At 71.0% G+C, this 21,450-nt stretch carries 20 protein-coding genes; 7 read left to right on the forward strand and 13 right to left on the reverse strand.

Going from position 1 to position 21,450, the window contains the following annotated elements; all coding sequences use genetic code 11:
- Nucleotides 1-65: 65 nt before the first annotated feature.
- Nucleotides 66-302, forward strand: coding sequence for a hypothetical protein (locus tag GFH49_RS33285; protein ID WP_155059777.1), 237 nt, complete (start codon nucleotides 66-68; stop codon nucleotides 300-302).
- Between the two features lie 162 nt (nucleotides 303-464).
- On the opposite strand, the gene GFH49_RS33290 is transcribed toward GFH49_RS33285, so the two are convergent.
- Complete coding sequence (locus GFH49_RS33290; protein WP_155059778.1) at nucleotides 465-3,692, reverse strand: S41 family peptidase; 3,228 nt, start codon at nucleotides 3,690-3,692, stop codon at nucleotides 465-467.
- A 193-nt stretch (nucleotides 3,693-3,885) separates the two neighbouring features.
- On the opposite strand from GFH49_RS33290, the gene GFH49_RS33295 reads away from it, so the two are divergent.
- Nucleotides 3,886-4,488 (forward strand): TetR/AcrR family transcriptional regulator, encoded by a 603-nt coding sequence (locus GFH49_RS33295; RefSeq protein ID WP_155059779.1) that lies wholly within the window; start codon nucleotides 3,886-3,888, stop codon nucleotides 4,486-4,488.
- A 184-nt stretch (nucleotides 4,489-4,672) separates the two neighbouring features.
- On the opposite strand, the gene GFH49_RS33300 is transcribed toward GFH49_RS33295, so the two are convergent.
- Nucleotides 4,673-5,317 (reverse strand): GNAT family N-acetyltransferase, encoded by a 645-nt coding sequence (locus GFH49_RS33300; RefSeq protein ID WP_155059780.1) that lies wholly within the window; start codon nucleotides 5,315-5,317, stop codon nucleotides 4,673-4,675.
- Between the two features lie 84 nt (nucleotides 5,318-5,401).
- On the opposite strand from GFH49_RS33300, the gene GFH49_RS33305 reads away from it, so the two are divergent.
- Nucleotides 5,402-5,977, forward strand: coding sequence for a YceI family protein (locus GFH49_RS33305; protein WP_155059781.1), 576 nt, complete (start codon nucleotides 5,402-5,404; stop codon nucleotides 5,975-5,977).
- Between the two features lie 37 nt (nucleotides 5,978-6,014).
- On the opposite strand, the gene GFH49_RS33310 is transcribed toward GFH49_RS33305, so the two are convergent.
- Both GFH49_RS33310 and GFH49_RS33315 read right to left on the reverse strand, forming a co-directional pair.
- Nucleotides 6,015-6,710, reverse strand: a complete 696-nt coding sequence (locus GFH49_RS33310) for a maleylpyruvate isomerase N-terminal domain-containing protein (RefSeq protein WP_155059782.1) — start codon at nucleotides 6,708-6,710, stop codon at nucleotides 6,015-6,017.
- A gap of 73 nt (nucleotides 6,711-6,783) precedes the next feature.
- The gene (locus GFH49_RS33315) at nucleotides 6,784-8,301 is read right to left on the reverse strand and encodes a purple acid phosphatase family protein (RefSeq protein WP_155059783.1); all 1,518 of its coding nucleotides are present in this window, start codon (nucleotides 8,299-8,301) and stop codon (nucleotides 6,784-6,786) included.
- A 186-nt stretch (nucleotides 8,302-8,487) separates the two neighbouring features.
- Between GFH49_RS33315 and GFH49_RS33320 the strand changes: the two genes are divergently transcribed.
- Both GFH49_RS33320 and GFH49_RS33325 read left to right on the forward strand, forming a co-directional pair.
- Complete coding sequence (locus GFH49_RS33320; protein ID WP_155059784.1) at nucleotides 8,488-8,763, forward strand: DUF1876 domain-containing protein; 276 nt, start codon at nucleotides 8,488-8,490, stop codon at nucleotides 8,761-8,763.
- Nucleotides 8,764-8,895: 132 nt separating this feature from the next.
- Entirely contained in the window at nucleotides 8,896-9,450 is a 555-nt protein-coding gene (locus GFH49_RS33325; protein WP_155059785.1) for a twin-arginine translocation signal domain-containing protein, read from the forward strand.
- A 24-nt stretch (nucleotides 9,451-9,474) separates the two neighbouring features.
- Here the strand turns inward: GFH49_RS33325 and GFH49_RS33330 are convergent, their stop codons facing one another.
- The 6 genes from GFH49_RS33330 to GFH49_RS33355 form a co-directional block, all read right to left on the reverse strand.
- Nucleotides 9,475-10,647, reverse strand: a complete 1,173-nt coding sequence (locus tag GFH49_RS33330) for a serine hydrolase domain-containing protein (RefSeq protein WP_155059786.1) — start codon at nucleotides 10,645-10,647, stop codon at nucleotides 9,475-9,477.
- An 87-nt stretch (nucleotides 10,648-10,734) separates the two neighbouring features.
- Entirely contained in the window at nucleotides 10,735-11,205 is a 471-nt protein-coding gene (locus GFH49_RS33335) for an organic hydroperoxide resistance protein (protein ID WP_155059787.1), read from the reverse strand.
- 91 nt (nucleotides 11,206-11,296) lie between these two features.
- The gene (locus GFH49_RS33340; RefSeq protein WP_155059788.1) at nucleotides 11,297-11,758 is read right to left on the reverse strand and encodes a MarR family winged helix-turn-helix transcriptional regulator; all 462 of its coding nucleotides are present in this window, start codon (nucleotides 11,756-11,758) and stop codon (nucleotides 11,297-11,299) included.
- A gap of 46 nt (nucleotides 11,759-11,804) precedes the next feature.
- Nucleotides 11,805-12,572, reverse strand: coding sequence for an energy-coupling factor ABC transporter ATP-binding protein (locus GFH49_RS33345; RefSeq protein ID WP_155059789.1), 768 nt, complete (start codon nucleotides 12,570-12,572; stop codon nucleotides 11,805-11,807).
- Nucleotides 12,560-13,321, reverse strand: a complete 762-nt coding sequence (gene cbiQ, locus GFH49_RS33350) for a cobalt ECF transporter T component CbiQ (RefSeq protein WP_155059790.1) — start codon at nucleotides 13,319-13,321, stop codon at nucleotides 12,560-12,562. Before cbiQ ends, GFH49_RS33345 begins: the two co-directional genes overlap by 13 nt.
- Before the next feature lies 1 nt (nucleotide 13,322).
- The gene (locus GFH49_RS33355) at nucleotides 13,323-14,381 is read right to left on the reverse strand and encodes an energy-coupling factor ABC transporter permease (RefSeq protein WP_155059791.1); all 1,059 of its coding nucleotides are present in this window, start codon (nucleotides 14,379-14,381) and stop codon (nucleotides 13,323-13,325) included.
- Between the two features lie 177 nt (nucleotides 14,382-14,558).
- Between GFH49_RS33355 and GFH49_RS33360 the strand changes: the two genes are divergently transcribed.
- A complete protein-coding gene (locus GFH49_RS33360; RefSeq protein ID WP_155059792.1) occupies nucleotides 14,559-14,906 on the forward strand; it encodes an SsgA family sporulation/cell division regulator in 348 nt (115 codons plus the stop codon).
- Between the two features lie 154 nt (nucleotides 14,907-15,060).
- On the opposite strand, the gene GFH49_RS33365 is transcribed toward GFH49_RS33360, so the two are convergent.
- The 3 genes from GFH49_RS33365 to GFH49_RS33375 all read right to left on the reverse strand — a co-directional run bounded on the left by GFH49_RS33365 (nucleotide 15,061) and on the right by GFH49_RS33375 (nucleotide 20,317).
- Complete coding sequence (locus GFH49_RS33365; protein ID WP_155059793.1) at nucleotides 15,061-16,743, reverse strand: penicillin-binding transpeptidase domain-containing protein; 1,683 nt, start codon at nucleotides 16,741-16,743, stop codon at nucleotides 15,061-15,063.
- A 111-nt stretch (nucleotides 16,744-16,854) separates the two neighbouring features.
- Complete coding sequence (locus GFH49_RS33370; RefSeq protein WP_155059794.1) at nucleotides 16,855-18,483, reverse strand: penicillin-binding transpeptidase domain-containing protein; 1,629 nt, start codon at nucleotides 18,481-18,483, stop codon at nucleotides 16,855-16,857.
- 91 nt (nucleotides 18,484-18,574) lie between these two features.
- Nucleotides 18,575-20,317 carry a dolichyl-phosphate-mannose--protein mannosyltransferase gene (locus GFH49_RS33375; RefSeq protein WP_155059795.1) on the reverse strand — a complete coding sequence of 581 codons (1,743 nt, stop codon included), beginning with the start codon at nucleotides 20,315-20,317 and terminating at the stop codon, nucleotides 18,575-18,577.
- Between the two features lie 62 nt (nucleotides 20,318-20,379).
- Between GFH49_RS33375 and rsmI the strand changes: the two genes are divergently transcribed.
- Nucleotides 20,380-21,237: a 16S rRNA (cytidine(1402)-2'-O)-methyltransferase gene (rsmI, locus tag GFH49_RS33380; RefSeq protein WP_155059796.1), complete on the forward strand. Its 858-nt coding sequence runs from the start codon at nucleotides 20,380-20,382 to the stop codon at nucleotides 21,235-21,237.
- Nucleotides 21,238-21,450 lie beyond the last annotated feature (213 nt).

Below are 21,450 nucleotides of genomic sequence, written 5' to 3' on the forward strand. Positions count from 1 at the left end.
GCGTCATACCGCGTGTGACGCTGGTCGAGCCCGATCCCCCTCACCCATTTCGGGAGTGAAACCACATGGGCATGAAGGACAAGTTCCAGGACAAGTCCGAGCAGTGGCAGCAGCAGGCCAAGGACAAGGCGCAGCAGGGCCGCCAGCGTGAGGAGCAGGGCCGCCAGCGTGAGGAGCAGGGCGGCCGGCGTGAGGAGCAGGAGCAGCAGCGCCATCAGCGCAGTGGCCGACCGCAGGACGAAGAGACGGAACGCCTCCGGCGGGAGGAAGAGGACCGTTTCAGCCAGGACTACGACGCGTAGCCGCTGCGCTCGGCTTCAGCCGTTGACGTGGGGTGCCCTGTGTTTTTGGGGCGCCCCACGTTTGTGTTTCGGCTTTCCCGCCGTGGGGGCTGGTCGCGCCCACGCGGCGGAGCCGCACATCGATACAGGCCCGCGCCCCTGGGCAGGACAGCGCGCCCCTTCTCAAGACCTGGGCGGCAGTTTTGGTCTTGAGCGGTCCGGTACGTGTGAGTAGTCGGGGGGCGTTGCCGGGGGGTTCGTTGTCAGCAGGTCCAGTGCCAGCCTCACCGCGTCGTCCAGTTGGGCGTGCCTGCCCTCCGCCCAGTCCAAAGGCGTGCGGAGGATCTCCAAGTCCGGGGTGACGCCGTGGTTTTCGATGGACCAGCCGTACGCGTCGAACCAGGCCGCGTTCATCGGGACCGTGATCACCGTGCCGTCGCCGAGGCGGTGGCGGCCGGTCATGCCGACCACTCCGCCCCAGGTGCGCTGGCCGACCACGGGGCCCAGCTTCAGGAGTTTGAAGGCCGCCGTGATCATGTCGCCGTCCGAAGAGGTCGCCTCGTCGGCGAGGGCTACCACGGGGCCTCTGGGGGCGTTCGAGGCGTACGACACCGGCTGGGCGTTTCTCGTCAGGTCCCAGCCGAGGATGGTGCGGGTGAGTTTCTCGACCACGAGTTCGCTGATGTGGCCGCCGGCGTTGCCGCGTACGTCGACGATGAGGGCCGGGCGGGAGACCTCCATGCGCAGGTCGCGGTTGAACTGGGCCCAGCCGGAGCCGCCCATGTCGGGGATGTGGAGGTAGCCGCACCGGCCGCCGCTCAACTCCCGGACCACCGCACGCCGTTTGGCCACCCAGTCCTGGTAGCGCAGGGGGCGTTCGTCGACCAGGGGGACCACGGCGACCCGGCGTGAGCGGCCTTCGCCCGCCGCCGGGATGAACGTCAGCTCCACCGTCGTACCGCCTGCCCCCGCCAGCAGCGGGTACGGGCCTGTCACGGGGTCGACCGGGCGGCCGTCCACGTGGGTCAGTACCGCGCCCTCGCGGATGCCGGTGCCGGCCAGCGGGGAGCGGGCCTTGGAGTCGGACGAGTCGCCGGGCAGGATGCGCTTGACCGTCCAGCCGCCGTCCCTGCGGACGAAGTTGGCGCCGAGCAGGCCCTGCCGGCGCTGGTAGTGCGCGGGGCCCTCGTTGCGGCGGGCGGCCGAGACGTAGGCGTGGGAGGTGCCGAGTTCGCCCACCACCTCGCGCAGCAGGTCCGCGAACTCGTCGGGGGACGCCACGCGCTCCAGCAGGGGGCGGTACTGGTCCAGCACCGCGTCCCAGTCGATGCCGCACATGGCCGGTTCCCAGAAGTAGGCGCGGATCAGGCGGCCCGCCTCCTCGTACGACTGGCGCCACTCGGCGACCGGGTCGGCCTCGTGCAGGATGCGGCGGAGGTCGATCCAGACCGTCGTGTCGCCGTCCCCTGATTCGGTGGAGGGGACGGCCCGCAGGTCGCCCTCGTCGACGACGACCAGCCGGGTGCCGTCGCCGCTCACCGCGAACCAGTCCAGGTGCCCGACCAGTTCGGACTTCGTCGCCTTGGTGATGTTGAAGTATTCGAGGGTGGGGCGGCCGGTCGTGTCGTCGGGATTGGCGAACGTCTCACCCAGCGCGCCCGAGATCGGCCAGCGCAGCCAGACCAGGCCGCCGCCCGCGACCGGATACAGCGCCGAGTACTTGGAGGCGGCGACCGGGAAGGGGGTGACTCTGCTTTCCAGGCCTTCCACTTCGACCGTCACCGCGCCGTCGCCGCCCTCCTCGTCCTCCACCGGGTCCAGGCCGCCCGCCGCCGGGCGGCCCTCCGGGTTCAGGGCGAAGGGGGAGGGGGTCGCCGAGGACAACGGGACCAGGTAGGGGCGGCAGCCGAGCGGGAAGGAGAGGTCGCCGGTGTGGACGTCGTACACCGGGTCGAAGCCGCGCCAGGACAGGAAGGCGAGGTAGCGGCCGTCGCGGGTGAAGACCGGGTTCTCGTCCTCGAAGCGGCCGTTCGTCACGTCGACGATGAAACGGTCCTTGATCCTCGCCATCTTGATCTGGCGCAGGGAGCGGCCGATGCCCGGGTGCGACCAGGTCAGCCAGGCTCCGTCCGGGGAGAACGCCAGGTCCCGTACCGGGCCGTTGATCGAGCGGATCAGCTCGGTGACTTCGCCACCCGAGTCCTCCGTCGCGTCGATGAGCAGGAGGCGGCCGTCGTGCGAGGCCATCGCCAGGCGCTCGCCCTGGGGGTCGCAGACCAGTTCCAGGACGCGGCCCAGCTCGCCGGAGGCGAGGCGGCGGGGCGCGCGGTCGCCCGTCGCTCGCGGCAGGTACGCGATCTCGACGGCGTCCTCGCCCTCCGCGTCCGTGACGTAGGCGACCTGCCCGACCTTGCCGAGCATCTCCGGGAGCCGGACCCGTACGCCCGGGGTGTCGGTGATCGTGCGGGCCGGGCCGTCGCGGTGGGTGAGCCAGTAGAGACTTCCGCGTACGATCACCGCGCTCGCGCGGCCCGTCTCGTCGACGGAGATGCCGTCGACGTGCTGGGCGGCGGGCACCTGGTACGTACGGCGGCCCGCCCGGGGACCGCTCAGGCGTACGTCGAGCCTGCGCGGCGCCGAGTCCGCGGTCAGGTCGTCGACGATCCACAGGTCGCCCGCGCACTGGTAGACGACGCGGGTGCCGTCGCTCGCGGCGTGCCGGGCGTAGAACGCGTCGTGGTCGGTGTGGCGGCGCAGGCCGGAGCCGTCGTAGGCGCACGAGTAGAGGTTGCCGACGCCCTCGTGGTCGGAGAGGAAGGCGATCCGGCCGCCGACGAACATGGGGGAGTCGAGGTGGCCGGCCAGGTCGGCGAGGAGCCGGTCGCCGTGCAGCCAGAGGCGGCCCATGGCGCCGCCGCGGTAGCGCTTCCAGGCGGCGGGCTCGTGCGGCGGGGTGCCGGTGAGGAGCAGGGTCCTGCGCTCGCCGTCGATGTCGGCGACCTGGATGTCGGAGACCGGGCCCCAGGGGAGCTTGCGGCCGGGGTCGCCGTCGAGGGTCACCTTGTAGGCCCAGGTGAAGTAGGAGAAGGGCTCGCCGTGGGAGGCGACGGCGAGGATCGTGCCGTCGGGGGTCCAGCCGCAGACGCGGGTGTCGGCGGAACCCCAGTAGGTGAGCCGGCGGGCCGGTCCGCCGTCCACGGGCGCCAGATGGAGTTCGGGGACGAGGCTGCGCCAGGTCGTGTACGCGATGTGGCGGCCGTCGGGCGAGAAGCGGGGGTGACCGGCCTTGGTACGGTCGACGGTGAGCCGCCAGGCGCGGCCGGGTCTGTCGAGGGGGGCCAGCCACAGGTCGTCCTCGGTCACGAAGCACAGCAGGTCGCCGCTGAGGTGCGGCAGGCGCAGATAGCTCACCTCCCCATGCTTTTCCGCTGGGTGGGCGCGGGCAACTCCTGAGAAATCTGTGGGCGTGACCCAGTGCACGTACGAAACGGTTTCGTTTCGAGGTTGCCTTGCGCTACATTCGTTGACATACGAAACCGTGTCGTTCGAAGCCGCGTTCTCGAAGCCGCGTCGCTCGGGCGAGGAGCAGGAGAAGGTGAGTGGCATGGCCGAGACCGCAACGGTGCGTCGCAGCCGGATCACGCCCGAGCGTGAGGCCGAGCTGTACGAGGCCGTGCTCGACCTGCTCCGCGAAGTCGGCTACGACGCCCTCACCATGGACGCCGTGGCCGCCCGCACCCGGTCCAGCAAGGCCACCCTCTACCGCCAGTGGGGCGGCAAGGCCGAGCTGGTCGTGAAGGCCATCCGGCACAACAAGCCCGGTGATTTCACCGTCGTCGACACCGGCTCGCTCCGGGGCGACCTGTACGCCCACCTGGAGCAGACGGACGACTCCGAGATGGAGCAGAACGCCGGGCTCATGCGCGGCCTGGCCATGGCGGTGCACCACAACCCCGATCTCCTGCAGGAGTTCCGGGAGAAGCTCATCCAGCCGGAGATGGCGGAGTTCGGCCGTGTGCTGCAACGAGCCGTCGATAGGGGCGAGATCCAGGCGGACAACCCGGCGCTGGGCTATGTGACGCACATGATGTTCGGTGCGTTCGTCGCCCGCGGACTGATCGAGGATCTGCCGCCGACCCGGGCCTTCCTCACCTCGTACATCGACGCGGTGGTCCTCCCCGCCCTCGGGGTACCGGCTGCCCAGTAACCCCCCGTTCTGCACAGCAAGCCCCACCTCTGTCCACCGGCGCTGACGCTGGGGTCGGCGATCGGGCGGTGGGTGGTCGGTGCACGCACCAGCGGGGTGAGGGCACGCGGGGGACGCCCGCGGACGCGGCCCGTGCCGGCCTGGATCAGCGTCTGACGGCCGGTGGTGGGGGCGCGGTCACATCTCACCTGCGTGCCGGGTCAGCCGTGCTGCGCCCGAGATACGTGACGGGCCCGGGGTCCGGCACCTCGATGTCGTGGAAGCCGAGACGGTCGTAGAAGGCTCTCGCGGGCGTGTTGGCGGTCAGCATCGACAGATGCACGGCCGGTACGCCCCCGCTGTGCAGCGCCCGCAGGAATGCCCGCATCAACTTCCGGCCGTAGCCGCGTCCTTGCCACTCCGGGAGCAGGTCGATGTGCAGATGGGCGGGGTAGTCGGCGACCTCCGGCAGCAGCAGCCGCTCGGGGCGGCGCAGCAGCGTGACGATCTCCTCGTCGAGCGTGCGCGGCGGACCGCTGGGCTCCGGATAGCGGCCGGCCACCATCGGCAGCCACTTCGCCCGGAAATCCTCGACGAAGCGCGGGGTGTCCGCGGTACCCAGGATGTAGCCGACGGCTCGTCCGTGCCCGTCGTCCAGAACGAAAGCCAGCTCCGGCTCCAGGTGGACGTACGGCTGCGCGAAGATCACCGGGAAGATGCCGGGGTCGGCGTAGTGGGGGCGGCTGTCCTGGCCGACATGGGCGGTACGAACGCAGATGTCGTCGAGGGCGTCGCGATCGGCGGGGCGGTAGCCGCGTACGGCGGGTGCGGCGTCGGGCGTCGAGGTCATCACCGCATGCTGCCGGTCCGGCGGCAGTCCCACAATGCCGCTGACGAGAGGGCCGGACGCGGTTTTCGGACGTATGTTGGCCGCATGGACCCCGTAAGCGGAAAGCACCACATCGGCTCGGAGACAGGGCGGCTACGGCTCAAGACCGGCCGCGCCGGGCTGGGCCGCAAGGCCGGTCATGATCTGACGATCGAGGTCACCCGGTGGTCCGCGGATGTCGTGGTCGATGTCGCAGATCCCGGGCAGTCGTCCGTGGTCGCCACGATCGAGGTCGACTCCCTGGAGGTACGGGAGGGAGCCGGCGGACTGAAACCGCTCACGGACGACGACCGGGCGGACATCAAGCGGACGATGAGGGAGAAGATCCTTCATTCCGCGGAGCATCCGCGCATCACCTTCACATCGACCGAGGTCGCAGGCGCCCCGCACGCCTTCACCGTGACCGGGGACCTCACGATCATGGGCACGACCCGACCGATCACCATCGAGGCGGGCCTGGACGGCGAGGGCGGTGTGCACGGCACCGCCACCCTCGTCCAGAGCACCTGGGGCATCAAGCCGTACAAGGCGTTCGCCGGCACCCTGCGCCTGGCGGACGAGGTCCACATCGAACTCGACGCCACGGGACTGACCGGCACCGGCGGTGCGGCGGCGGGGTAGCCCTCCCACCGCCCGCACCGTTCTCCTGCTGACGCTCTCACCCCAGCGTGAGCCATCGGATGCCCAGTCGGCTGACGTCCGCTGCTTCCTCCCTGGTGATCGGCTCGCGCCCCGTCGCCTTGCGCAGGAAGCGGAGCTGACCCCAGCCCAGCTTCTCCAGTGCCGCCGCCTCAGCCGCCGCCTCATCCGGGCCGAGCAGAAGGTCCTGCAGCAAATCCGCGGCCTGGGACGTCAGCCACGGCTCGCGCCCCAGGGCGTCGGCCAGGTCCAGGCCGTGCACGGCGACCTCAACCACGCGCGTCAGCAGAAACTCCGACAGGAGCATCGGATCGCCGTGCCGGGTGCGCACCACACGCCCTTCGGGCTCGGCCCGGCACAGTCGGTCGACCTGTTGCCGGGTGGCGTCGAAGTCGGCGGCGAGCGCGGCACCACTGAGCTGCTGGGCCGCATGATCTTGGGCCAGAGCGATCCGAGCCGCGTTGGTGTCCGGAGCGAAACGGCCGTCGGGCCGGTAGTACCCCACCGCCGAGACCTCGGCACGAGTCGGTGCCGGCCCGGCCAGCATGCCCGGCAGCCACGCAATCACCACCCGGACATGAGCCAGCAAGTCGCTCACCGTCCACGGTGCACACCGCGTCGGCAGCTGCCACTCCGCCGCCGAGACCCCGGTCATCGCCTCCGCGAGCTGCCCCGCCTCCAGACGAAACGCTTCAACTACCCGCCCCTGATCCATGCCGCTCAAGCTACCGGCCTGTTCTTGCTGCGCACTGCTTACCGCTCTCCTCAGCCCCGCCTCCCGCTCGTCTTCAGGGCAGCCCCGCCGCGCCCGATGCGGTCAGCGGCACGCTCCGCTGGTGCGGGACGGTGATGCCGGAGAGGTCGTGTGTCCGCATGCTGTTGCGGTCGGCGGGGGAGCGGCCGAAGGCGTGGTGGGGCCAGAGGCCTCCGGCGACGCGGCGGCTGCGTTCGCTCCACTCGCGGGCCGGGTCGGTGCCGCACTTGTAGTAGTTGAGGGCGTAGCCGCCGGTGTAAATGCGCAGGAGGGAGAAGCCGCCCGGGTAGTCCTTCACCGCGCTGACTTCCTGCTGGGTGACGTGCGGTGCGCGCATCAGGACCGTGCGCTTGTTGCGGTGGGTGTGGCCCGCGTGGTGGAGGAAGACGCCCGGCGAGGCGGCGTACGCGTCGACGATCGCCCGGGCCTGGCGGCGGTCGAGGCGCTGTCCCCGCCCCATCGGGAAGACCGAGTCCCGCACGGTCAGCGGGTGATGGCCGAAGACGAGCGTGGGCTGCTCCCGCTGCTCCCGCAACCGCGCCCGGAACCAGGACAGTTGCTCGTCCCCGAGCCCGCCCGCGTCGCCGCCGTTGCCCTTCTTCTCGTAGGTGTCGAGCCCGATCAGCCGCAGTCCGCCCAGGTCGTGGACGAGAAAGCCGGGGCCCGCGCCGTCCAGGAAGCCGTCGCGGAAGGTGTCCCCGGCGGGCCCGGCGCGGTCGTGGTTTCCGCGTACGACGAAGTAGTCCCGCCCGTGGACGCCGAAACCGTCCAGGATCCGCCTCGCCTCGGTCAGGTCCCGCGGGGCGCCGCCCGCCGAGATGTCCCCGGCGGCCAGCAGCACGTCCGCCCCGCGCCGCCGCGCCTCCTCGACCATGGCCCGGCCCATGATCTCCGGATACGGGGCGAGCCCGGGATGCTGCGAGATGCCGCGCAGCATCGGCATCCCGGCCACCAGGCCGGCGGTGGTCTCGCCGAGGTGCAGGTCGTTGCAGAGAGCGATCGACATCACATGGCGGCCGGGCGGCGGCTGGGGCGTGGTGAAGGAGTACGGTCCGCCGCGCGAGCCGATGCCGTGCAGGTTGGTGCCGACGGCGTTGCCGCGCACCAGGTGCAAGGGTGTGGGGGTGGCGGCCGTACCGCGGGAGCGGGCCTGGTAGTAGTACGTCTGGCCCGGCTCCAGGCCGGTGATCTCCACCTGGTGGTGCGCGGTCAGGCGGCCTTCGGACGCGGTGCGGTTCAGGCGGCCGGGGTGCGTGCCGTAGACGACCTCGCCCTCGGTGAAGGCGGGCAGCATATGGCCCCAGCCGTCGTCGGTGCCGGGGATGCCGGTGAACCAGGTGATGATCGCGCGGTCCTCGGTCAGGGTGACCAGTTCGAGGTGTACGGCGGCCAGCGCGTCGGGGTGGTGGGGGAAGGCGTGCCGTGCGCGCTGAGCGCGCGTGATGGCACCGCGCAGCAGAGCGGGCGCCAGGAGTGCGCCGGAGCGCATGACGTCGCAGGGACTGGGGAGGGCGGCCAGGACCGCCAGGGGAGCGGAGAGGCAGCAGCGCATACTGCAGTTTGTGCCCTGTTGGCGTTGACTGCGGCGGTTTTGTCGGCAGCGTCATACGGTCCGGTGTGCGACATCCGTCACTATCACCGGTTTCGCTGGGGTCTGCCAGAACTCCGACCCGCCGCATGGATGCGTCCGTACGCCGGAAGGAGCACCCTGGAAGCAAGTGTTCCGGAGGTGATCGTCATGATGCACACCACAGTGGGATGGCATGTCGAGCTGGAGTTCCAGGAGGACGACACCCACACCCGGGCGGCCGCGCTGGTGCGCTTGCCCGACGGCACCGAAGTACGGGCCCAGGGTCACGCCACGCGCCACCACACGGACCCCAATCAGCCACGGGTCGGCGAGGAGATCGCCGCGGCTCGCGCACTCAACGAACTCGCCATGCAGATGCTGACCAAGGCGCACACCGAGATCGATACGGCGTCAGGGCGCACTTCGCATCCGATTCACGTCTGATCAGGGAGATACATCGATCAGGTACACCGATCAGGTACACCGGTCCGGGCGGGCTCACACGGCTGAGGGAAATCGGCCCGCCCGAGCGGGTCCGGGCGGATCGAGGGGGCCGCGGGGCGTCACGATCGCGGCATGACTGAGCGATCCATCGACACGGGGCGATCCATCGGTACGGGGCGATCCATCAGCCGGCGCGGCGCGCTCGGCACCGCAGCGGCCGCGGGACTGGCCGCCTTCTTCCCGGCCGCGAGTCCCGCCCACGCCGCCGTACCCCTGCGCAGCGGGCTCTACACGATCTCCCGCTTTCAGTGGCAGTTCCTCACCCTCAACGAAGCCGAAGGGGCTGTCGTGCTGCTGCCGGAGGGCATCGGCGGCGGCCAGGTGTGGGAGGTCCAGGTCCTGGCCAACGGCAACACGACCGTCCGCAACGTCAAAGAAGGCAGCTACCTCGGCTATGCGCGCAGCCGGGAGATCCGCAAGCGGGTCATGGGACACGCCGTCCCCGTCGAGTGGTCCCTCGACAAGACCGCGAACGGCCATCACCTCAAGGCCCCCGGCACCGCGCTCGCCCTGGACGGCAGCCCGCTGCGGATCTACCCGCCGCACATCGACCTCACCGCCCTGCGCCCCGAGGACCCGGCCCAGGTCTGGCAGTTCCGCGCGACCTCCCTGTCCTCCAGGCCCTGAGCGGCGGCACTTCCCGCGGAGCGCTTACCCGGCCGTCGCCTGCCGTACCGCCCGCACCAGCGCCTGCGCTCGGGGATCCGCGGTCACGCTCTTGCGGAAACCGTTCGTGACATAGCCGAGGGCGATGCCCGTGCCGGGGTCGGCGAGGCCGAGGGCGCCGCCGCGGCCCGGGTGGCCGAAGGAGGCGGGGGTGAGCAGCGGGGAGGCGGCGCCCTGCAGCATGTAGCCGAGACCGAAGCGGGTGTGGACGACGAGGGTGCGGTCGGGGCCCGCGGACCGCTCGCCCCGGGCCAGCTCCACCGTCTCCGGCGTGAACAGCCGTGTCCCGCCGTCCACTTCGCCGATGAGGGACGCGTAGAAACGGGCCAGGCCGTCGGCGGTGGCGATGCCGTTGGAGGCGGGGAGGACGGCGGCGCGGTAGGCGGGGTCGTTCTCATCGGGCTGCGGGGTGATCGCGGCGAAGGCGCGGCGGGTGAGGGAGTCCGGGTCGGCGTAGGCGTCCGACACCGCACGCTTCGGCCGGATCCTCAGGCCGCCCGCCCGATCCGGCGTCTCGACGCGGCCCACCCGCCCCACGCGCGGTATCTCCCCGTCGGGCAGCCCGATCCACAGGTCCGCCCCGACCGGCCCCGCGATCTCGTCCGCGACCCACTCGCCGATCGACCGCCCGGTGACCCGCCGGACCAGCTCGCCGGTCAGCCAGCTGTACGTCTGCGCGTGATAGCCGTGGTCCGTCCCCGGCTCCCACACCGGCGCCTGCGCGGCGACCGTCTCCGCGCCGAGCACCGGATCGGCGGCCTGCGCCGGCGTCAGCGGCCGGTCCAGCACGGGAACGCCCGCCCGGTGCGCGAGCAGCTGCCACACCAGCGTCCGCTCCTTGCCCGCCGCCTTGAACTCCGGCCAGTACTCACCCACCGGCGCGTCCAGGTCCAGCTCCCCGCGCTGATGCAGCAGCAGGAGTACGGCGGCGGCGACGCCCTTGGTCGCCGAGCGCACGATCTGCGCGGTGCCTTGAGTCCAGGGCTCGGTCCCGTCTGTGCCGTCGACGTTCTTGGCGCCGCCCCACAGGTCGACCACCTTGTGCCCGTCCCGGTAGACGGCGACGGCCGCGCCCCGGTCGCCGAGCATCTCGAAGCCGGCCGCGAACGCGTCCCTGACCGGCTCGAAGCCCTCGGCCACCGCACCGTGCACGTCCACGCCCGTACTTCCCTCCGGATCGCCTGCGACAGTGGGTGCAACACCCGCCGGAAGCCTGCGATTCCTTCGTCGCCTCAGCCCAGGAGGTCAGCCCAGGAGGATCGCTACGTCGATGTTGTCGCGGGTCGCGTTGGAGTACGGGCACACCTCGTGGGCCGCGTCCACCAGCTTCGCAGCGATGTCCGCGTCGAGCACCGGGAGCGAGACGCTGAGGGCGACCGCGAGGCCGTAGCCGCGCTGCCGGTTGGGGCCGAGACCGACCTTCGCGGCGACCGTCGAGCCGCGCAGGTCGTAGCCCTCGCGGCGGCCGACCAGGACCAGCGCGTTGTGGAAACAGGAGCTATAGCCGGCCGCGAACAGCTGCTCCGGGTTGGTGCCGTTGCCGTCGCCGCCCAGTTCGGGCGGCATCGCGACCTTCAGCTCGATCTGACCGTCCTGGCTGGTGACATAGCCGTCCCGGCCGCCGTGGGCGGTGGCCTCGGCGACATAGACGATCTTCGTCGGACGGCTGTCGATACGGCTGTCGGGACGGGTGTCGGCATCGGTGCCGTCGATCATGGCGGGACCTCCCAAGTGCATCGCGCACAAGGTACTCGCCAGTAACGGCGGGTGCGGTCAGGAGGGGGAGGAAACCCGCGGTTACCGAAGCTCAGCGGGAGCGCTCGGCCGCGGCCCGCGCCCGTTGCGCGAGCTGCCACAACTCCCCGCGGAGCCGGGTGACCTCCGCGCCGCCGAGCTGGGTGGCCGTGAGAAGCGCGCCGGGTATGCACACCGCGCGTTCCCTGAGTTCCGCTCCGCGCTCCGTGCACGCGACGACCACCGAGCGCTCGTCGCGTGCCGCGCGCTCCCGGCGCACCACCCCCGCGCTCTCCAGCCGCTTGAGCAACGGGGACACCGTGCCGTAGTCGAGCCGCAGCGCCGCCGCCAGCTCCTTCACCGTGGTCTCGCCGCGCTCCCACAGCACCAGCAGCACCAGGTACTGCGGGTAGGTGAGCCCCAGTTCGTCGAGGAGCGGACGGTACATGGCCGTCACCGCGTGCTGGGCGGCGTACAGCGCGAAGCACAGCTGCTCGTCCAGCAGCAGCGATCCGGCGTCCTCTTGGTTCGTCACGCGCCCATTGTTCCGGACGACCGCGGACGGCCGTCACGGAAACGCGTTACGGCCCTACCGGCGCCGTGGCCACCGACCGCGGGTCGAAGCCGAACGGCAGCTCCAGGCGGTGCGCCCGCATCAGCTCCTCGTCGGCGAGCAGCTCGCCCGTCCTGCCGTCCGCCGCGATCACGCCCTCACTCAGGATCAGCGAACGGGGGCACAGCTCCAGGGCGTACGGCAGGTCGTGCGTGACCATGAGCACGGTCACGTCCAACGAGCGCAGGATGTCCGCCAGTTCGCGGCGGGAGGCGGGGTCGAGATTGGAGGAGGGCTCGTCGAGGACGAGGATCTCCGGCTCCATCGCGAGCACGGTCGCGACGGCGACCCGGCGACGCTGGCCGAAGGAGAGGTGGTGCGGCGGGCGTTCCCTGAACTCCGCCATGCCGACCAGCTCCAGCGCGTGGTCGACGCGCGCCTCCAGCTCGGCCCCCTTCAGCCCGGCCGCCGCGGGCCCGAACGCCACGTCCTCCCGCACGGTCGGCATGAAGAGCTGGTCGTCCGGATCCTGGAAGACGATGCCGACCCGGCGCCGGATCTCGGCCATGTGCTGCTTGCCGACGGGCAGTCCGGCGACGTGCACGCTGCCGGTTCCGCCGGTCAGGATGCCGTTGAGGTGCAGGACGAGCGTCGTCTTGCCGGCGCCGTTCGGCCCCAGCAGCGCGACCCGCTCGCCGCGCGCGATGGAGAAGTCCACGCCGAACAGGGCCTGATGGCCGTCGGGGTAGGCGAAGGCGAGGCCCGAGACATCGAGAGAAGCGGTCACAGCGTCCATCCCAACAGGCATACGACAAGGGCGGTGAGGGGCAGAGCGAGAGCGTACGACCACTGCGTCCGGTCCGCGGTCACCTCGTCGATCACCGGCATCGAACCGGCGTACCCGCGGCTCACCATGGCCAGATGCACCCGCTCGCCGCGTTCGTAGGAGCGGATGAACAGCGCGCCCGCGGACTTCGCGAGCACGCCCCAGTGCCTGACCCCGCGCGCCTCGAAGCCCCGCGACTCCCGGGCGATCCGCATCCGCCGCATCTCGTCCGCGATGACATCGCCGTACCGGATCATGAAGGACGCGATCTGCACCAGCAGCGGCGGCAGCTTCAGCCGCTGCAGCCCCAGCAGCAGTTCGCGCAGCTCGGTGGTGGAGGCGAGCAGTACGGAGGCGGCGACGCCCAGGGTCCCCTTGGCGAGCACGTTCCACGCGCCCCACAGCCCGCTGACGCTCAGCGAGAGCCCCAGCACCTCGACCCGCTCGCCCTCCGCCACGAACGGCAACAGCACCGCGAACGCGACGAACGGCACCTCGATCAGCAGCCGCTTCAGCAGAAACCCGGCGGGCACGCGCGCGATGTACGCGACCGTCGCGAGCAGCACGGCGTACAGCCCGAACGCCCACATCGCCTCCCGCGGCGTCGACACGACGACGACCACGAAGGCGAACACCGCCGCGAGCTTGGTGTGCGGCGGCAGGGCGTGCACGGGCGAGTGCCCGTGCCGGTAGAGCCGGTGTGCGTGTCCCGCCCCCATGTCAGACGCTCGTGCCGACGCTCGTACTGACAGGAGAGGCGGCGTCGCTCGTACGACGCCGGCGCACCGCCCAGAAGACGCCGGTACCGGCGACCACGGTCACGCCCACCCCGATCACGCCCGCCAGCCCCCCGGACAGGCGGGCGTTGTCGATGTTCTCGATGCCGTAGTCGGCGAGCGGCGAGTCGGCGGCGGCGTGCTCCTCGGTCTTCTGGTCGATGCCCTTGTCGGCGGCGACCTTCTCCAGGCCGTCCGGGTCGGCGGACGCGTAGAAGCTGACGAACCCGGCCAGCACCAGGGAGGTGACCAGACCGCCGATCCACACCTTGCGGTGGGAGGTGCGCGCGGCCACGGCGACCTCGGGCGCGGGCGCGTCGACGAGCTCGCCGTTCACCCGCAGCTTCAGGCGCTGGCGCAGGTCGCGCGCGCCGTAGACGAGATCCGGGCGTACGGCGATGACGGCGCCGACCGTCAGCGCGGTGATCGCGGCCTCGCCGATGCCGATCAGGATGTGCACGCCGACCATGGCGGTGGCGACCTTGCCGATGGAGACGTCGGTGGTGCCGCCGATCCAGTACAGGAGCGTGAAGGCGAGCGCCGAGGCCGGCACCGAGACGAGGGCGGCGACGAAGGAGGCGGCGGTCACGGTGCGGCGGGTGCGCGGCAGGAGCTTGACCAGGGCGCGGAAGACGCCGTACGCGACGACCGTCGTGACGATCGCCATGTCCGTGATGTTCACGCCGAGCGCGGTCAGGCCGCCGTCGGCGAAGAGGATGCCCTGCATGAGCAGGACGACGGAGACGCACAGGACGCCGGTACAGGGGCCGACGAGGATCGCGGCGAGCGCGCCGCCGAGGAGATGGCCGCTGGTCCCCGCCGCGACGGGGAAGTTCAGCATCTGTACGGCGAAGATGAACGCGGCCACCAGGCCGGCCAGCGGCGCGGTGCGCTCGTCGAGCTCCCGGCGCGCGCCGCGCAGGGACACGGCGACCGCCGCCGCGGCGACGGCTCCGGTCACCGCGGAGGTGGGGGCGTCTATGAATCCGTCAGGTACATGCACCGTTCGATGATAGTGGCTTGTTGCGAATACCTTGCAAGAGCGAGTGGCTCGTACATCCGTACATCCGCTACGTGAGATGTACGGGGCCGGAGGGCGTAATCCGCAGAATATGGGACATTGGAGGGGAAGCGGATGCGCGATTTCCGCATAGGTTACGCAGCGTGAGAGGGCCGTCCGATGTCTGCAGTCGAACAGTACGCACGAGCCCATATCGTCACGGACGCGCCCATCGAGGACAGCGACACGATTCCGGTGGTCCTGCGCTACGACCCCGAGGCCGACCCGCGTTCGGTACGGGTCGGCCTGCCGGGCAGCTCGCACGAGTGGACGTTCTCCCGGGCCCTGCTGGAGCAGGGGCTGCGGGCGCCGGCCGGTACGGGGGACGTACGGGTGTGGCCGTGCGGGCGGGTGCAGGCCGTGGTCGAGTTCCACTCGGCGAAGGGCGTTTCGGTGGTGCAGTTCGAGACGAAGGCGTTGATGCGGTTCCTGCGGCGGACGTATTTGGCGACGCCGGTGGCGCGGTAGGCGCTGCCGGTTGCGCGCGGGGAGGTGCCGCGGTAGGCCGTTGTGCGTCTGCGGGCTCGTTGTGGCTGGTCGCTCCCCCAAGTTCTCGGCTTCGCTCGAACCCGGGGGGACCCCCATCGCGGCGGAGCCGCATATTGATACAGCCCCGCGCCCCTTATGGGGCGCCCAGCTTCAGCAGGTCCGCCACGATCGGGCCCGCCGTTTCGCCGCCGTGGCCGCCTGCCTGGACCACGCCCGCGCCCGCGAGGTCGTCGCGGTAGGCGGTGAACCAGCCGTTGGGCTTCTGCTGGCCGTCGACCTCGGCGGAGCCGGTCTTCGCGCCGACGTCGCCGGTGACGCCGGACATCGCCTCCGCCGCCGTGCCGTAGGCGGCCGTGTACGACATGAGTTCGCGCAGCTGGGACACCGTGGCGGCGGACATGGTGCGGGAGGCGGTGGCGAGCGTGCGGTTGTCGACGTCCGGGGAGACCAGGTACGGCTGGCGGAAGACGCCCGTCTGGATCGTCGCCGAGACGGAGGCCATGTTCAGCGGGTTCATGCGGACGCCGCCCTGACCGATCAGCGAGGCCGCCATCTGGGCGTCCGACTGGACCGGCACGGAGCCGTCCATGGAGGGGACGCCGATCGCCCAGTTGTCCATGGACAGGCCGAAGACCTCCTGCGCCTGCCGGGTCAGGTCGTCGTCCGCCAGCTCCGGGGCCTGGCTGATGAAGGCCGTGTTGCAGGAGCGGGCGAAGCTCGTCTTGAAGGTGCCGCCCTTGATCTGGAACTTGTCGTCGTTCTGGAACTTCCAGCCGCCGTACGTGAAGTACTTCGGGCACGGATGCGCCTCGTCCGCCGACGCGAGCCCCTTCTCGATCAGCAGCGACGAGGTGATGACCTTCATCGTGGAGCCGGGCGCGAGGGAGCCCTGGAAGGCCGTGTTGAAGCCGTGCGAGGCGTTGGCGGCGGCGAGGATCTCGCCGGTCGACGGGCGCAGCAGGACGACCGACGAGTTCGCCTTCTTGGCCACCTCCGCCTCGGCGGCGGCCTGGAGTTCCGGGTCCAGCGTCGTCTCGACCGTGCCCGGGGTGCCCTCGCTGAGTTCGAGGACCGTCTCGTCGGAGAGGTCCTTGGCCTTGGACGCCTTGCCGCGGATCACCCGCAGCTCGATGCCCGCCTTGCCGCCCGCGATCTTGCCGTACTTCTCACGCAACCCGTCCAGCGTCGTGCCCAGCGACGGGTACTCGGCGGTCGTGATCTCCCCGCCGTCCCGGTCCAGGGCCTTGACCGGCGGGGTGCCGGACTCGCCGGTGACCAGGGTGTCGCCGTCCGCGAGATCCGGGTGGACGACGGCGGAGTGCCAGTCGACGTAGGGCTTGCCGTCCTCGGCGTCCCGGACGACGGTGAGCGAACTGCCGTACGTCAGCGGCTTGCTGGTGCCCTTGTACGACACCGTCCCCTTCACGGTGAAGGGCACCTTGTCGCCGGTGCGGGCGCCCGCGGTGAGGGTGACGTCCTCGATGTGGGCGTCCTTGGTGTAGCCGGTGAGCAGGGCGGTGGCCGCCGTGGAGTCGTTCGTGGCGGCCGCCGCCGTGGTCACCTTGCCCTGCTGCCAGGCCGTGAGGAAGGTACGGGCCGCCGTGGTGACCTCGGTCGCCGACAGCGGGCCGGTCTTGACGGCCTTCTCGTCGGCGCTCGCCGCCGTCGGGGTCGTACGGTCGTCGGCCGCGGCCCCGCCGCCGTACAGCGCGTAGACGCCCACTCCGGCGCCGGCCACGACCAGCGCGATCGTCCCGCCGATGACGGCGGGTTTCTTCGTGCTCCGTCGCTCGGCGACGCGCCTTCTCGTTCCCACAGCTTCCGAATCCTCCGCGAGTCCCCAGGGTCCCCGTTGCCCTCGTGCACCTCATCAACGACGGCAACCACCCTAGAGTCCCGTCCTGTGGGGGTGAGTTCCTCCGCCCGTTCAGCCGCCGGTCCGTAGCACAGCTGCGACAATCGGTCCGGCCGCGTCGCCGCCGTGCCCGCCCTCCTCGGTCATGGCCGCGGCCGCGATGTCGTCCCGGTACCCGGTGAACCAGCTATTGGACGTCTGCTGCCCGTCGACCTCGGCGGAGCCGGTCTTCGCACCGACGCTGCCGGTCAGCCCGGACATCGCCTCGGCCGCGGTGCCGCTGGTCGCGGTGCGGTTCATCATGGCGCGCAGCTGGCCGACGGTTTCCGCGGACAGGCCCCGCGCGCTTGCCAGTTCACGGCCGTCGAGCTTCTGCGGCACGATGACCGGCTGCCGGAAGGTGCCCGTGATCGAGGTCGCCGTGACGGACGCCATGTTCAGCGGGCTCATCTGGACCTGGCCCTGGCCGATCATGTTGGCCGCGGTGTCCGGTCCGCCGGACGCGGGGACCCGGCCGTCGAAGGACGGGACGCCGACCTTCCAGTTGTCCTTGCCGAGCCCGAACCGGTCCTCGGCCTCCCTGGTCAGGGAGTCCACCTCGACCTCGTCCGCGTACTTCACGAACGCCGTATTGCAGGAGCGGGCGAAGCTCTCGGAGAGGGTCGCGTTCTCGTTCGGGTCCATGCCCTCGATGTTGTGGAAGGTCTGGCTCTGCCAGACCGCCTCGTCCGGGCAGGAGGCCGGGCCGTTCATGTCGGTGATCCCGTTGTCTATGAGCGTGGCCGCGCTGACGATCTTCATCGTGGAGCCGGGTGCGAGCTGCCCGAGGAAGGCCGCGTTAAAGCCGTCCTCGCGGTTGTTGGCCACCGCGAGCACCTCTCCGGTACTGGGCTTGACGGCGACCACGGACGATTCGGCATGGTCCTTCACCGCCTTCTCGGCCGCCGCCTGGGCGCTCGCGCTGAGCGTCGTCGGCAGCCGGCCCGCCTTGCCCTCCGCGAGGGTCAGCAGCGAGGTGTCGGCGGCTTCGGCGGACTCGTGCCGGATCGCCAGCTCGATGCCGGGTGTACCGCCCGCCTGCTCGCCGTACTTGCCGCGCAGTTCGTCCAGGATCGGGCCGAGCGAGGGGTACTCGTCCTCCGTCAGCACGGTCCCGTCGCGGTCCACGGCCTCGATGGGCGGGCTCGCCGCCTCACCCGTGACGAGCGTGTCGCCCCGCTGCAGTTCGGGGTGGACGACGGACGGCTGCCAGTCGACCAGCGCCTTCCCGGTGGTCTTCCCGCGCACCACGGTGAGGGTGCTCCGGTACGTCAGCGGCTTGGACTTCCCCTCGTACGACACCGTCGCCTTCACCGTGAACGGCACGGTCGCACCGGTCGCCGCGCCGGGGGTGATCTTGACGCCGGTGATGTGCGCGGCCTGCCCGTAGGCGGTGAACAGCGGCTCGGCCACCGCCTCGTTGTTGGTGAGCGCCGCCGCGGTCGCCGCCTGCCCCTTCTCCCAGGCCGCGAAGAACTTCTCCGTCGTCTCCTCGACCTCGTCGCCGCTCGGTGGCCCGGTTCTCACGGCCTCCGCGTCGCTCGCCCCGATACCGCTGTCGCCGTTCACCGCGGACACGATGTTGAAGGCGCCGTACCCCGCCCCTCCCACCATCACCGCGAACACACTGCCGATGACGGTGGCCTTGACCCCCTTGCGCATGGATGCGCTCCCTCCCCGTACGTATGTCCCTGCACTGTAAGTGGACGGAGAGGAAGCTGTGCGGGGAGTTACCGAACTGGCTGGACCATGGCTAGACCCAGGTATCCAGCCACATACGTGAACGCCAGTCGTCGATGGGGATCGCCGTGCCGGTGAACAGCGGCCAGAAGTAGATGAAGTTCCAGGCGATCAGCAGCACCAGTACGCCCACGCCCGTCGCGCCCGCGACACGGCGGGCGTCGCTGGATCCCGGTGGGCCGACGACGGCGCCGAGCATCATGGCGACGGCGAGGCAGAGGAACGGCAGGAAGACGATGGCGTAGAAGAAGAAGATCGTGCGCTCCTGGTACATGAACCAGGGCAGGTACCCGGCCGCGATACCGCAGGCGATGGCGCCCGCGCGCCAGTCGCGGCGGAAGAACCAGCGCCACAGCACGTACAGGAGCGCGAAGGCGCCCACCCACCACAGCAGCGGAGTGCCGATCGCCAGCACCTCGCGCGCGCACTTCTCGCCCGCGTCGGCGGGGCAGCCGTCCTGTCCGGGTGCGGGGGACTCGTAGAAGTACGACACCGGGCGGCTGTCGACGATCCAGCTCCACGGGCTGGACTGGTACGTGTGCGGCGAGGACAGGCCCACATGGAAGTCGTACACCTGGTGCTCGTAGTGCCACAGGCTGCGCCACCAGTCCGGGAACAGCCAGGACCAGTCGCTGTTCCTGCCGTCGGTCGCGGCCCAGTTGCGGTAGTAGCCGCCGGTGCCGTCCGTCGGGGAGAGGATCCAGCCGAGCCAGGAGACGATGTACGTGACCACGGCGACCGGCACCGTCGACAGGAACGTCCAGCCCAGGTCGCGCCGGAGCACCGCCTGGTACGGGTGGCGGGCACCGGCCACCTTGCGGGAGCCGACGTCCCACAGCACGGACATCACGCAGAACGCCGCGAGGACGTAGAGGCCGTTCCACTTGGTGCCGACGGCCAGGCCCAGCATCAGGCCGGCCAGCAGCCGCCAGGGACGCAGGCCGAACCTGGTGTTCTCCGCCGTGTACACGTCGGGGCGGACCCGGCCGTCGGCGTCCCCCGGAAGCGCGGCGGCGAGTTTCTCGCGCGTCTTGTCGCGGTCGATCACCAGGCAGCCGAAGGCCGCGAGCACGAAGAACATCAGCACGCCGTCGAGCAGCGCGGTACGGCTCATCACGAGGTGCAGCCCGTCCACCGCCATCAGCGCGCCCGCCAGGCAGCCGAGGAAGGTCGAACGGAACAGCCTGCGGCCGATCCGGCACAGCATCAGCACCGACAGCGTGCCGAGCAGCGCCGTCATGAACCGCCAGCCGAACGGGTTGAAGCCGAACATCAGCTCGCCGAGCCCGATGACGTACTTGCCGACCGGCGGGTGCACGACGTACGACGCGTCCGTGGGGATCGGGACGTCGCCGTTCGAGGACAGGATGAGGTCGTTGACGTTCTTGTCCCAGTTGACCTCGAAACCGCGGTGGACCAGCGCCCACGCGTCCTTGGCGTAGTACGTCTCGTCGAATATCACCGCCTTCGGGCTGCCCAGGTTCCAGAACCGGATCACGCCCGCGACCAGCGTCACCAGCAGCGGGCCGCCCCAGCCCGACCAGCGGATCAGCCGCTCGACCAGCGTCTGCGGCAGTCCGAGGGCGGCCCACAGGCGGGCGCTGGGCCGGCTGTACGGCGGCACCAGCCGGTCCCGGATGTCGGTTCTGGGCCCCGCGGTGTAGCCGAAACGGCGCAGCCGTTGCTGCCACGACGGCCGCTGGTCGTCGGGGGCCTGGCCCTGCCGGAGGTCCGTGGAGGACGCGGTACTGGTCACCGCGCCATCGTAGGGAACCCTTCTGTGGGAGTCCCCTGCATCCGGGCTGCGAGGATGGAAACGTGACAGTCGCACCCGGAACCCTGGTCCTTGCCGGCACCCCCATCGGCGACATCGCCGACGCCCCGCCCCGGCTGGTGGAAGAGCTGACCGGCGCCGATGTCGTCGCCGCCGAGGACACCCGGCGGCTGCGGCGGCTGACCCAGGCGCTCGGGGTGACACCCAAGGGGCGCGTGGTGTCGTACTTCGAGGGCAACGAGTCCGCCCGTACGCCCGAGCTGGTCCAGGAACTCCTGGGCGGCGCGCGGGTGCTGCTCGTCACGGACGCGGGGATGCCGTCGGTCTCCGACCCGGGGTACCGGCTGGTGGCCGCGGCCGTCGAGCAGGACATCCGGGTGACCGCGGTGCCGGGGCCGTCCGCCGTGCTGACCGCCCTCGCGCTGTCCGGGCTGCCCGTCGACCGGTTCTGCTTCGAGGGGTTCCTGCCGCGGAAGGCGGGGGAGCGGCTGGCCCGGCTGCGGGAGGTCGCCGGGGAGCGGCGGACGCTGGTCTATTTCGAGTCCACTCACCGGATCGGCGAAACGCTCACCGCGATGGCCGAGGTGTTCGGCGCGGACCGGCGGGCCGCCGTCTGCCGGGAACTGACCAAGACGTACGAGGAGGTACGGCGGGGCGGGCTGGGCGACCTGGCCGCGTGGGCGGCGGAGGGCGTCCGGGGAGAGATCACGGTCGTGGTCGAGGGGGCTGAGGAGACGGGGGCCGCGGAACTGGACGCCGAGGAGCTGGTGCGGCGGGTGCGGGTGCGGGAGGAGGCGGGCGAGCGGCGCAAGGAGGCGATCGCCGCGGTGGCCGTGGCGGCGGGGGTGCCGAAGCGGGAGGTCTTCGACGCGGTGGTGGCGGCCAAGCACGCGGGGGAGTGAGGGGGAGTGAGCGGGGCGGGGTGCGGAGGGGTGTAGGAGGGGTGGGGTGTAGGAGGGGTGTAAACGTCCTCTGAGCAGGGCGCATCTCCCTTGAGCGGGCGCCCCATCGGCGGGTAAAGCGCCCCGGCCCTTTCGGCAAGGAACGCCCAAATGAACCCCAACACTGGACAGGTCCCGTGCTTTCGCTCCGGCCCGGCAGTCCACTGGATGACG

Source organism: Streptomyces blattellae, assembly GCF_009709555.1.
Lineage (GTDB): Bacteria > Actinomycetota > Actinomycetes > Streptomycetales > Streptomycetaceae > Streptomyces > Streptomyces blattellae.